Source organism: Patiriisocius sp. (assembly GCF_051252435.1).
Classification (GTDB): Bacteria; Bacteroidota; Bacteroidia; order Flavobacteriales; family Flavobacteriaceae; genus Patiriisocius.
The window spans coordinates 244587-257264 of the sequence record NZ_JBPOFW010000004.1 but is presented as its reverse complement, the minus strand read 5'-3'; the positions used below and the strand labels follow the sequence as shown (position 1 = coordinate 257264).

At 35.4% G+C, this 12678-nt stretch carries 13 protein-coding genes; 2 read left to right on the top strand and 11 right to left on the bottom strand.

The annotated features are described in order from the left end of the window. Positions 1-5: 5 nt before the first annotated feature. From ACSHW7_RS10835 to gcvP, 3 genes are all read right to left on the bottom strand, one after another. Positions 6-977 (bottom strand): LamG-like jellyroll fold domain-containing protein, encoded by a 972-nt coding sequence (locus ACSHW7_RS10835; protein WP_435679366.1) that lies wholly within the window; start codon positions 975-977, stop codon positions 6-8. A gap of 9 nt (positions 978-986) precedes the next feature. Further along, positions 987-2045, bottom strand: coding sequence for a 3-oxoacyl-ACP synthase III family protein (locus tag ACSHW7_RS10830; RefSeq protein WP_435679365.1), 1059 nt, complete (start codon positions 2043-2045; stop codon positions 987-989). Between the two features lie 229 nt (positions 2046-2274). Continuing rightward, the gene (gene gcvP, locus ACSHW7_RS10825) at positions 2275-5124 is read right to left on the bottom strand and encodes an aminomethyl-transferring glycine dehydrogenase (RefSeq protein ID WP_435679364.1); all 2850 of its coding nucleotides are present in this window, start codon (positions 5122-5124) and stop codon (positions 2275-2277) included. A gap of 210 nt (positions 5125-5334) precedes the next feature. Here gcvP and ACSHW7_RS10820 point away from each other — a divergent pair, with 210 nt between their 5' ends. After that, on the top strand, positions 5335-6159 hold the full coding sequence (locus ACSHW7_RS10820) for a hypothetical protein (RefSeq protein WP_435679363.1): 825 nt from the start codon (positions 5335-5337) through the stop codon (positions 6157-6159). A 230-nt stretch (positions 6160-6389) separates the two neighbouring features. Here the strand turns inward: ACSHW7_RS10820 and ACSHW7_RS10815 are convergent, their stop codons facing one another. Beyond that, the gene (locus ACSHW7_RS10815; protein ID WP_435679362.1) at positions 6390-6944 is read right to left on the bottom strand and encodes a sigma-70 family RNA polymerase sigma factor; all 555 of its coding nucleotides are present in this window, start codon (positions 6942-6944) and stop codon (positions 6390-6392) included. Positions 6945-7088: 144 nt separating this feature from the next. On the opposite strand from ACSHW7_RS10815, the gene ACSHW7_RS10810 reads away from it, so the two are divergent. Continuing rightward, positions 7089-8534, top strand: coding sequence for a M20/M25/M40 family metallo-hydrolase (locus ACSHW7_RS10810; RefSeq protein ID WP_435679361.1), 1446 nt, complete (start codon positions 7089-7091; stop codon positions 8532-8534). Positions 8535-8567: 33 nt separating this feature from the next. On the opposite strand, the gene ACSHW7_RS10805 is transcribed toward ACSHW7_RS10810, so the two are convergent. The 7 genes from ACSHW7_RS10805 to ACSHW7_RS10775 all read right to left on the bottom strand — a co-directional run bounded on the left by ACSHW7_RS10805 (position 8568) and on the right by ACSHW7_RS10775 (position 12672). Next, entirely contained in the window at positions 8568-9032 is a 465-nt protein-coding gene (locus tag ACSHW7_RS10805; protein WP_435679360.1) for an SRPBCC family protein, read from the bottom strand. A gap of 1 nt (position 9033) precedes the next feature. After that, positions 9034-9921, bottom strand: coding sequence for a methyltransferase domain-containing protein (locus tag ACSHW7_RS10800; RefSeq protein WP_435679359.1), 888 nt, complete (start codon positions 9919-9921; stop codon positions 9034-9036). Positions 9922-9926: 5 nt separating this feature from the next. After that, on the bottom strand, positions 9927-10850 hold the full coding sequence (locus ACSHW7_RS10795) for a TIGR01777 family oxidoreductase (RefSeq protein ID WP_435679358.1): 924 nt from the start codon (positions 10848-10850) through the stop codon (positions 9927-9929). Continuing rightward, on the bottom strand, positions 10840-11169 hold the full coding sequence (locus ACSHW7_RS10790; RefSeq protein WP_435679357.1) for a hypothetical protein: 330 nt from the start codon (positions 11167-11169) through the stop codon (positions 10840-10842). Before ACSHW7_RS10790 ends, ACSHW7_RS10795 begins: the two co-directional genes overlap by 11 nt. Positions 11170-11265: 96 nt before the next feature. Beyond that, positions 11266-11769: a GbsR/MarR family transcriptional regulator gene (locus ACSHW7_RS10785; RefSeq protein WP_435679356.1), complete on the bottom strand. Its 504-nt coding sequence runs from the start codon at positions 11767-11769 to the stop codon at positions 11266-11268. Between the two features lie 96 nt (positions 11770-11865). Continuing rightward, a complete protein-coding gene (locus ACSHW7_RS10780; protein WP_435679355.1) occupies positions 11866-12309 on the bottom strand; it encodes a hypothetical protein in 444 nt (147 codons plus the stop codon). 12 nt (positions 12310-12321) lie between these two features. Then, entirely contained in the window at positions 12322-12672 is a 351-nt protein-coding gene (locus ACSHW7_RS10775; protein WP_435679354.1) for an SseB family protein, read from the bottom strand. Positions 12673-12678 lie beyond the last annotated feature (6 nt).

The window sequence follows — 12678 nt, the reverse complement described above, 5'->3', positions numbered from 1 at the left end:
TTAAATTATTTCTTAATGATAAGTTTTTTGATTTCGTTCTTTCTAGTACCATTGAAAATAACAAAATAAAATCCATTTTTAAATGACTCTACAGATATTTTATTTGAGAATGTTGTTTTTAAAACTAAATTTCCTAAGCTATCATATATGTTTATAGACTCAAAGTCTTTTGAGTCAGAAATTATTTGTAATTCATTTTGGGCAGGATTTGGATATAAAGTTAATATTGTAGAGGTTTCTGAATTTTCTGTCGATAATAAAGGGTCACATAATATCATTGCATCATTTAAGTCAATAGCTTTATTATAATATCTGAAATCATCAATGGCACCCTTAAAATAAAGGGGGTCGGCATTTAAATCTCTATCATTTCTACCTAAACTACCCGCAGTTAATGAATAAAATAGTTGATCTCCTTGTCCAGAATAAGTTCCTCCTAAATCTATACAATCTACATATATTTTCATGTTCAAGGGGCCGCTTACTACGGCTACTACATGATGCCACTCAGTATTCTCTATTGCGGTTTCTGACACAAAACTTCTTCTTGCGGTTGGATTGTAAAATGGAGATCCATCACCATAATTTACAGCATACTTTCCTGAAGATATTTGTGTGTTAAAATAAATTCCTGAACTACGGTCATTTTCAAAAGAAGTGTTGAACAAAGCTCTGTCTTCGTGGTCAAAGCTATCATATTTAACCCAAAATGAAAATGAAACAGGTAGTTGAGGTTTCAATGTTGAGGTATTTGGAAAATCGATAAAATCATTAATTCCATCAAAATAAACCGCTTTATTAGCATTACCATTTCTGTCCTCTACATAGGAAACACCATTTTCTATTCCGTCATGGCCATTTGCAGTTTGATCTAAAGCATTACCATTAAATTTGTAATGTAGTAGTAGATTTTCGTCAATTTGACTGATTCCATTTAATGTGATTAACATCAAAATTATTATGTATATATTTTTCATATTTTTCTATTAAGATTTATAAACCATTGCATTAATGTTCATTCCTGCGCCCACACTTGCAAACATGATAATGTCGCCTTTGTTGATGCTGTGGCCTTCAAGTTTTCCTTTTGTGATTAAATCGAATAAAGTAGGGACGGTCGCAACGCTTGAATTTCCAAGTTTATTTATGGTCATTGGCATAATTCCCTTTGGCATTTTCATACCATAAAGTTCATAAAATCTAATTAGGATTGCCTCATCCATTTTTTCATTTGCTTGATGTATCAATACCTTTTTGAGGTCTTTAATATCATATCCACTCGCGTCAAGACATTTTTTCATTGCCTCTGGCACATTGGTCAATGCGAAATTGTAAATGCGACGACCATACATTTTAATATACTTACGAGCATCGCTTACTTCTTGATTGTTGCTTTCTCCAAAGTAAATAAAATTTGCCTCCTCATAAGCATAGGTAGCGCTGTTGTGGGTTAGGATTCCACCATCGCCATCCACATATTCAACAATCGCAGCACCGGCGCCATCACTATAAATCATAGAATCTCTGTCATGTGGGTCAATGACTCTGGAGAGCGTTTCGGCACCAATAACGAGGCATCTTTTTGCGATACCGGCCTTGATAAATGCGTTTGCTTGAATCATAGACTCTATCCAACCTGGGCAGCCAAAGAGCATGTCGTACCCAACACATGCTGGGTTTTTGATTTTTAAAATATGTTTTACTCTAGAGGCAATACTTGGAACAGTATCACTCTGGGAAGTGTTGTGTTTTACGTCACCATAATTGTGGGCAACGATGATATAATCGATGGTTTCTGCGTCAATTCCTGCATTTTCAATCGCTTCTTTAGCTGCAATGGCTGCAATGTCTGATGTTGAAAATTTTTTGTTTACGTAACGTCGTTCAGCAATGCCTGTTATTGCTTTAAATTTTTCAATGATAACGGTATTCTCTTGCCCAAATTTTGACCCATCCTCGTTAAAGAATTTACTGTTTTCAAAATTTGAGTTGGAAGCAACACCTTGGGGAATATGACTTCCTATGCCTGTGATGGTAACACCCATAGTACTTAAAATTTTTCCAAATCTACTTAAAAGTAAGCAACTATTACTGTAAAATCTGCTTAAAAGGTCTAGATTGGGTTATTGGTATTTTTATCTATTAAAATTACAAAATCCTCATTTTAAATTATATAAAATAAGGATTTGATAATCTTATAACATTGCTTCGGTATAGAACATTTGTGTTTTGTTTAAAATTTCCGAAGTAATTAAAATATAGTTTATAAATTAATTATGCATCCATATATTCCTCAATAGGAGCACAGGTACAAATTAAATTTCGGTCTCCGTAAGCATCATCAACACGACGCACTGATGGCCAAAATTTATTATCGTTCACATATTCTAAAGGAAACGCTGCCTGTTGTCTCGTATATGGAAATTCCCAGGTATCACTGGTCAACATCGCCTGGGTATGTGGCGCATTTTTCAATACGTTATTTTCATCGTCTTTGTTTGTTGCTTTGATTTCATTTCTAATAGAAATCATCGCGTCACAAAATCTGTCGAGTTCTTGTTTGCTCTCACTCTCAGTAGGTTCAATCATCATGGTTCCTGCTACTGGAAACGAAACCGTAGGGGCGTGAAAGCCATAGTCCATTAAACGCTTTGCGATGTCAACCACCTCAACGCCTTTTTCTTTGAAAGGACGGCAATCGATAATCATTTCGTGCGCTGCTCTTCCTTGTTCTCCAGCATATAAAACGCTATAATGACCGTCTAATCTTTCTTTAATATAGTTGGCATTCAATATTGCAAATTGAGTAGATTTTCTTAATCCTTCCTCTCCAAGCATGCATATATATGCATAGCTAATTAAACAAGCTAAAGCGCTTCCCCAAGGAGCTGCAGATATTGCTGTAATTCCAAGTTCACCACCTGTTTCTATAATTGGGTTTGTGGGTAAGAATGGCACTAATTGCTCAGCCACACAAATAGGTCCTACGCCTGGTCCACCACCTCCGTGAGGGATTGCAAATGTTTTGTGCAAGTTTAAGTGACAAACATCTGCACCAATAGCGCCAGGATTTGTCAATGCAACTTGCGCATTCATGTTCGCGCCATCCATATATACTTGTCCGCCATTTTCATGGATGAGACTTGTAATTTCTTTAATGGCACTTTCATATACACCGTGCGTTGATGGATATGTTACCATTAATGCCGCAAGATTTTCTTTGTGTTCTTCTGCTTTTGCTCTCAAATCATCTACGTCAATATTTCCATCTTCATTTGCTTTTGTTACAACAACTTTCATTCCTGCCATTACTGCACTGGCAGGATTTGTTCCGTGAGCAGATGATGGTATCAAACAAATATTTCGGTTAGCGTCTCCACGAGATTCGTGATAAGCTCTTATTACCATTAAACCTGCATATTCTCCTTGAGCACCACTATTGGGTTGCAAAGAAGTTCCAGCAAATCCTGTAATTTCAGTTAATTGCTCTTCAAGTTTTTTGAGCATAAATTGGTATCCTCCCGCTTGCTCAACGGGAGCAAATGGATGTATATTTCCCCACATAGGGTCACTTAGTGGTAACATTTCAGCAGCTGCATTCAGTTTCATTGTGCAACTTCCTAATGATATCATCGAGTGATTTAATGCCAAATCTTTACGCTCTAATCTTTTGATATAACGCATTAATTCAGTTTCACTGTGGTATGTGTTGAAAACTTCGTTTTGAAGGAATTCAGTTTTTCTTGCTACGCGTTTTGGGATGGCGTTTCCTTCAATTAATTCTGAAATATAAAAACGGTCTTTACTTGCAGCTTCAGCGAAAACACCAATTATTTTATTGATGTCGTAAATCGTTGTTGTTTCGTTTATTGAAATTGAAACCGTTTCCTCGTCTTTGTAATAGAAGTTTATTCCTTCAGCTTCTGCTCTAAAATTGATTTTTGAAATATCGGTTTTGATTGCGATAGTGTCAAAATAGGTTTCGTTTGCTTGATAATATCCAAGTCTTTCCAGAGCATCGGCAAGTGTCGCAGCTGTATTGTGCACTTTGTTTGCTATGTATTTTAAACCTTCTGGTCCGTGATATACGCCGTACATTCCAGCCATTACAGCCAATAAAACTTGAGCTGTACAAATATTACTTGTCGCTTTATCTCTTTTAATATGCTGCTCTCTCGTTTGCAGTGCCATACGCAATGCACGGTTACCGTTAGTATCTTTTGTGACACCAATAATTCTTCCAGGAATATTACGTTTGTATGCCTCTTTTGTTGCAAAGTATGCCGCGTGAGGACCTCCATAACCTAACGGAATTCCAAAACGTTGTGTTGTTCCTACAACTACATCTGCACCAAAAGTTCCTGGAGCTTCTAGTTTTACAAGGCTCAGAATATCAGCAGCTACCGCCACTTTGATTTGGCAATCATTAGCCTTTTTAACATAATCTGTAAAGTCGTGCACTTTTCCGCTACGTCCTGGATATTGAAGCATAATTCCAAAAAAACCATCTGAAAAATCAAACTCCTCATGATTTCCAACAACCAGCTCAATACCAATTGGTGTTGAGCGCGTTTCTAAAAGTGATAATGTTTGTGGAAGGATTTCTTCTGAAACAAAAAATTTGTTTACGTTGTTTTTCTTTTGGTCACGCTCTCTAACAGCAAACAAAAGTGCCATGGCTTCAGCAGCAGCAGTACTTTCATCTAGCAACGATGCATTGGCAAGTTCCATTCCCGTCAAATCGGTAATCATTGTTTGGAAATTTAACAACGCTTCTAGTCTTCCTTGTGCTATTTCTGCTTGATAAGGCGTGTATGCTGTGTACCAACCTGGGTTTTCAAGAATATTTCTTTGAATAACTGGAGGTAAAATTCCTTGATTGTATCCTAACCCTATGTATGATTTAAACACTTGATTTTTTGTAGAAAGCTCCGTGATGTGCTCCAAATATTCTTGTTCGCTCATCGCCGTATCTAAACTCAAAGATTTTTCTAGTCGAATGTCTTTGGGGATGGTCTCAAAAATAAGCTGGTCAATGGAATCTGCGCCAACGGTTTTGAGCATGGATTTTACATCTGCCTCACGTGGGCCAATATGTCTAAGTGCGAAAGAATCTGTATTCATAGAATTCCGTTTTTTTCGGATACTGTTAATTGAATAAATATGTTTGTTTTCTTCGGAAATGTTAGCTTTTAAAATAAGGCAAATCTCTTTCTGAAAAAGTGATTACAAAAATAATGCTTTCCTCTTTAATTTTAGGGTCTTTGTGCTCTAGTGAAATGAAACTTTTCAACTAAAAATGAAGGTTACTAACACTTTGACTATTTTTATGCCATGGGGTTTTTAAAAAAGCTTTTTGAATTTTATATAAGTAGCAGTATTCACGTGGCTTTGGCCGTGGTTTCATTTGTGGGAGTAACGGCTATTGAATTTGATTTTGCAGTGTCGCCGTATGTGCTTCTTTTTGTCTTTTCAGGGACTATTACGGGATATAATTTTGTTAAATATGCCGAAATTGCTGGACTTCACCATCGCAGTCTTGCCAACTATTTGAAAACCATTCAAGTATTTTCAGTATTCTGCTTTCTTCTCTTTTGTTACACAGCCTTTCATTTAACTGCTGAAGTGCTAGTTTTTTCTGGGATTTTGGGATTGATTACATTGCTATATGCGGTTCCCGTTTTTGCAAAAACAAATTTAAGGATGTTGGGAGGACTAAAGATTTTTATAGTTGCATTAGTCTGGGCGGGAGTAACGGTTTTTCTTCCAATGATTGCAACTGGAATGGAATTTACAACCGATTGCTGGTTGAGTTTTATTCATCGATTTTTGATGGTCGTGGTCTTGGTTTTTCCATTTGATATTAGGGATGTTGCTTACGATTCGGTCAATTTGCGCACATTTCCGCAGCAATTTGGAATAAAAAAAACGAAGGGGATTGGTATTTTTTTACTGACTATTGTATTGATTTTAGAGGGCTTTGAGGATGAAATTTCCGAAGCTCATTTGTATAGTTTGGTACTTGTTCTGCTTTTAATTGGTATTGCACTAGTGAGAGCTAAAACCAAACAATCGAGATACTTTGCCTCCTTTTTTGTGGAGAGTATCCCGATTGTTTATTTTATGTTGCTATTGTTATTTGGACATTTGCTGTCTTAAACGTTCGTGCAAAATAGCCTTTTGTTCACGAGGCATTGTTTTAATCGTATTTTTATTTAAAAACTTTGTCAACTTCGTATTTCGAGCGGTGTATTTTTGACACGCCCTGCAATAAATTAAATGGAAGTTAAGCTTTACCAACTGCATAAATGTTGCTTCTTTGTATTGATTTTTATCACAGGTGTGATTTGCTTCTTCACATTTTAAAAATATACTCATACCTTATTTACTTATTTTAACCAATTTTTTTCTAAGCACTTTGCCATTGCAGTTCGTGCTCTGTGAATAATTACCCACAGGTTAGACGGAGTAATATTATACTCATTACAGATTGCCTCTGTATCGAAATTTTCTATCGTTTTTAATTTGAAAATCGCAGCTTGTTTTTCATTGATGCCGTCAAGACATTCGTGAATTGCCATTCCCAACTCAGTGTTTTCCATGTCATCCTCAGCGGTTTTGTCAAAAGGGTCGATTACTCTTTCTTCCAGCCAATCGCCTTCGCTGTCTGTGTCATTGTATTGCATGCGGATTTCAGCTTTGCCTTTTTTGCTGTTCTTTTTGCGATAGTGATCAATTATTTTTCGCTTTAAAATGGAGATGAGCCATGTACGTTCGCTAGCTTCTCCCTTAAAATTAGCAGCACTCTTTAACCCTGCGAAGAATGTTTCAGAAATTAAATCCTGAGCAACTTCGTGGTCATTGACGCGAACAATGGTATAGTTGTACAGGTAGTCACTGTAGCGATCTACCCATTTGGTTGCATCAATTTTATGTTTACCCATTTTTTATTGGAAAATATCAAAAATAATAAAGTTAAATCAACTTAGCGCATTATTAGTTTAATATGAGATAAACGGAGTTGATTTAACAATTTAAATTTCAAAAGGGTGCGAATAAAAGGGTAACTTTGATAAAAAATATTACTTATGAAAAAGATAGTTCTCCTTTTATTGCTTTGCGTTTGTTCTTTAAATGCACAGCAATTACAAACGGAAAGATTTTATGCAAAAATGGCATTACATGATGCCGAAGAATTAAGAAATGATTTTCCAACTCAAGTTACAATCCTTGCTACGAAGGGTAATGAGGCAGCTGTTTATATGACAGAATTTGCCGTTCACGAATTACATGACAGAGTGCTTGTTCACGGACCAGGTTATATTTATAAAGCAAGTGAAACTGCTGTTTTAGAGAGTTTGCATAATAATCAAGCTTCAACGAGAAGCGTGATTGATTTTACTATTACGGAGGATGCGATAGTAAACCAAGCAATTGGTGTTATAAACACAACAAATATTGAAAATCATATTATGGAACTGGAGGATTATGGTACGCGCCATCACAGTACGGCGAGTGGAGCCCAAGCAGCGGCCGATCTTAAAGTAAAATGGGAAACGATGGCGGCTTCATTTAATCGTACTGATGTAAGTGTGCGTTTGTTTAATCACGTAAATACGAACATGCCGTCTGTGATTATGACTATTGAAGGGACCGAAACTCCAGATGAATTTGTAATCGTAGGAGGACATCTTGATTCAACATCATCTCAAGCTCAAACCAACGCACCAGGCGCTGATGACGATGCCTCAGGTATTGCGACAATAACTGAAGCAACAAGAAGTTTGTTTGAAATTGGCTTTTATCCTAAAAGAACCATTGAAATAATGGCGTATGCTGCTGAAGAAATAGGTCTTGTAGGATCTTCTGAAATTGCTGAAGAATATTCAATAAATAATATTGACGTGGGTGCGGTAGTTCAATTTGATATGACCAACTTTAATGGTTCTGCCAATGATATTTCTTTCATTACAGACTTTACAAATGCTACTTTAAACAATTATTTAATGAGTCTTCTAGATCATTACAATGCAACTGGTGAGCATGAAATTTCTTATGGAACTTCACTTTGTAATTATGGTTGTTCAGATCATGCTAGTTGGACTGCAGAAGGATATATGGCATCATTTCCATTTGAAGCAAACTTTGGAGCTCATAATCCAAATATACACACGCCAAATGATATTTATAGTATAACAGGAACTGCTACGCATGCAACTAAGTTTGCAAAATTATGTGCAGAGTTTTTGATTGAAGCTTCAAAAAGTGACGGAGCTTTAGGGCTTGATGAAGCTACCATTAATGCTGTAAATGTTTTTAGCGGTAACGGAGCCATAAGCTATAATATTGCTGCGACCACCCAAGTCTTTTCCGCAATTAATGTGTACGACATAAGTGGTAAACTTGTTTCCACTCAAGAAATTAATGCCGCTCAAGGCACTATCAATACAACTAACTATGCATCTGGTCTATACATCGCAACCTTCGTGATTGATGGTAGAGGAGCAGTTTCAAAAAAGGTGATTGTTAAATAAATATTTTAAAGATTTTTAAAGAAGCGCTCTTTGTTATTTGCAAAGGGCGTTTTTTTCTGCTGAAATTTTAAGCGAACGGTTGCGTTGTTTTAGGAATTTAGTAAGGTGTGATTTTAGAAGGAAAGAATCAAATAAATTTCCGAATAGACCGAAAGGTGTTTTGTATTTCAAAACATCGGTCATTATTGTAATCCCTTCCCTTTCCTCAAAAAAATGTTCGTGACAAAAGTATTTAAAATGTCCTTTAATCATCACATCGGTGAATTTATGGGGTCGTTCAAACGTGATTATTTTACTTGTATGTTGAAGAAATATCCCAAAATGTTTACCGCGCCAAGTGACTGTTTCATCGTGGCCAATGAGTCCGTGGGTCACTCCACGAATTGCTTTTTCCTTAGTATGAGATGCAGATTCCATATGGAAATCAATATCACGTGACAGGTCAAAAACTAGGTTTATTGGAGCATTTATTTCTGTAACGAGTTTGATTGTTGTCATTTTATTTGGTAGCTGTAATTATATAATATCTAAAATCCCGCATGTGCAAGCCCGATAGCAATGCATAGAAGGATGCTTTTAAATTATTCCAACTTTGCGGTTTGATTTTTTTATTCTGAAATATATTCTTGATCAAAAATCCAGTTATCGCAAAGGGAACATGCAAGACAGAAGGTGCGCTTCTAAAAGAGATATCTTCAACTTTCACATCTTCAAAACCAATTTTTTTTAAAATTTGTTCAACTATATCAATTATTCCAAGTCCATCTAAACTCCAGCCTTTACATAGATTCTTATAGCTATAAGCACTGCCAAAACAAAGATTTTCTGGGTCTTTTTTCAGAAATGCGTCAGATAAAATAAATTTAGCTCCGGGTTTTAAAATCCTAAAAGCTTCCTCAAGTGCTTCAATGCTATGACCCGAATGGCAAAAACTTTCCACTGCAACCGCACCGTCCATAGAATTTGTAGCAATGGATGTGTCACAATAATTTTCTTGTAAAATAACGCCTTTTTTATCTTTCAATAGTTTGTTGCCTTCGGTTACTTGAAAAGTGGAAAGTGTTACTCCCATCATATTGAGTTGCGGGTTTTTTATCAAAAAATGGCGTATGGTACCGCCCATGCCACAACCTAAATCTGCAACTATGTTTTGAGCTTTATTAAGTTCAAGTCTGTTGTAAAGTTGATTGTTCAGCTCGTTTAACATAGCATCTCTCTTAAATGGGTTTGTTTTTCCTAATTTGAAATAGCCAAAATGCATGTTAAGGTCTTTGCTCCAAAAACTGTAATCTTCGGTAGCTTCATCATAAAAACTAATAATGTCTTGACGGGAAGCATTTGTTTTTGTTTCTTCTTTGTAATTGTTGGTGATAGTCATTGATTCCATACTACTTAATTTACAAGGTTAGATATCGTTTGAGAAAGCGTTGGGAACTTAAATTTGAAACCATAGTTATGTAGTTTTGTTGGAATGACATTCCGGCTTTTCAATATAAGTTCCGTTTCGGTTTTAATAATAACAGCACCTATTTCTAATAACATTTTTGGCATTGGGATTCCAAATGGGACGTTAAGTTGTTTTCTTAGGGTTTGCATTAGCTCTTTGTTAGTTGTCGGGGTAGGGGAAACGATATTAATGACACCTTCAATAATTTCATTAGCGATTATAAATTCAATACTTCTAGCGAAATCCACCTCATGAATAAAACTTACCTTTTGATTACCGGGTCCTTGTTTTCCACCCATTCCAATTTTCACCAATGTTTTAATTGGTTCAAAAGCGCCACCACAATTTCCAAAAACGATTGAAGTACGCATTGCAACTTGTCTTGTTTTCCTTAATTTAAAACCAAAGAAAATCTGTTCCCAAGCTTTGGCAACGTTCACTGAAAATCCATCACCAAGTTCGCCGCTAACTTCATCCATTTGTTTTTCTAACGAATGCCTATAGATGGTCGCGGTTGATGAATTGAGCCAGATTCTCGGTGGGTTTTCACATTGTTCAATCGCTTTGCCCAACACGTTTGTTGAGTCTACCCTTGATGATAAAATCAGGTTTTTGTTTTTTGCGTTGTAGCGACAATCAACAGATTTGCCTGTTAAGTTTATAAGTACATTTGCATTTTCAAAAACATTTATCCAATCGCCTAAATTTTTTGCGTCCCAGAGAAGATGAGTTACGTTCTCGTAGTCTTCTTTTATGTTTCTTGAAAGAATATAGATGTGTTCGGTTTTATTTTTAAAATAGTCAATAAGTACCTGTCCTAAATATCCCGTTCCTCCTGCGATAATGATGCTGTTTGTTTTAGTTTTCATCGTATTGTTTTTTTAATTGATATAGAATTCCGGTAAAATAGAATGGCAGGATAGAAGCGCTAATCCATGCATAAAAAAAAGCATTTTGATAAAAGAGCATCACTGATATAGTAATTATTGTTAGTATAACATAAATCGTCAATAGGGTATTTAAATTTGGTGTGAATTTAATTTTTTCAAATAGTATATATAAGAAAACACTAACTTGAAAAATCCCTAAAACGAGATGAAAAAGTATTCCAATCATTACAAAGTAGAGAGGAATTGTTAGGGCTATTAGCCACCAATTAGTAGAAATGATTTGATTTATATTTTTCATATTTTAAAACTTTCAGTAAATATTGAAACATTTTATTCAATTAAAAGGGAAATTTATTCCCTTTCTCTCTAGACTATTTATTACCCTTATTCTTTCTTACTTTAGAAACTTAACCAGCGTTTTTGTCATCCAATTTTGTTCCTGTTTTACAATACGATTTAACATCGTATCTGCCGTATCAGCCATGTCATACATAGCTTTGGTTTGCTTTATTAGTTCTTGTGTTTTTTTTGAGCCATCATCCTCGATAGAAGATACCTCTTTTAATATTTTAATCGTGGGTTGTAATTCTCTCCTGCTGCGTTCCTTTGCAATGATACGGGACAATTCGATGACATCTTTTTCACATCCAAAATACTCCTTACGCTCTCCCGCAATATTCACTTTGTGGATAATTCCCCAATCAATAAGTCCGCGTAAATTAGTACTTGCATTTCCTCTCGAGATAGCCAAATCTTCCATGATGTCTTCCATGGATAATGGCTCTGGAGAGATAAACAATAGCGCATGTATTTGAGCCATTGCTTTATTGATTCCCCATAAAGCACCAAGTGCTCCCCACGAACTTATAAATTTATCTTTTGCTTCTTTGTAATTCATACAGCAAATATATATTAAATTTTAAACTTTCAATAATTATTGAAAGTTTATTTTCTTGTTTGGAAATATTTAGATATTGACAACTAAATTTTAGAGTTACTTTTTCCTATTAAAAATCAAATCAATATTTCCATCCACAAATGTCATTTTTAGAATGGAATCGTTCAATTCTTTAATAAGATAACATTCGCTCGGTTTTCCCTTAGTGGTGATGTACAAATCTTTTTTATCTTCTTCAGCAACTGCAGGTGCATTGAGACAACTATTCCCTAAAACAAACTCTACTTTTCTAATGCTCAGCGTATCTTGATAGGCGTTTATGACAGAATTTCCTTCAAAAGTGAGCGTGCTTAAATAATCCAGATTGTTAGTCCAAGTTCCTTGCAGTTTTTCAAGAACTTCAGAATTTTCTAAAGTGTTAGCGGTTGTTTTTTGCGTAGTAACTTCTTCGGAAATATTAATTTCATTATCCTTTTGAGTATTTTTTTGATTACATGAAAACGCTGCAATAATCATTAAAAGGAGAAGTGATTTTTTCATGACTACATAAATTTATTTTTTGGAATTCATTTCCGCATTTAACTTTTCAATATCTTCTTTGAAATGTTTTTTTAAATCTGAAACGATAAAAGAAGCTTCATCTGCCAAACTGGGATTTACTCTTAAAACTTCGGTGCCATTTAACATAGAGATTAAAAATAGTCCATCCACTTTGTATTTCGGAAAAGGATGTTCTGCATTTTGGGTCGATGCCGAAAGCTTTTCTTTCGAAGTAAATACAGGAATAAACAGTCTTCCTGCCTCCACAAAATCTTGAATTTCGAGCGTATTCGATTTTACATCCGTCTCCTTTGATAATAGGATGATGACTTTTTCCCTGAATATTTCTTTAGTGTTTTTCATTTTGAA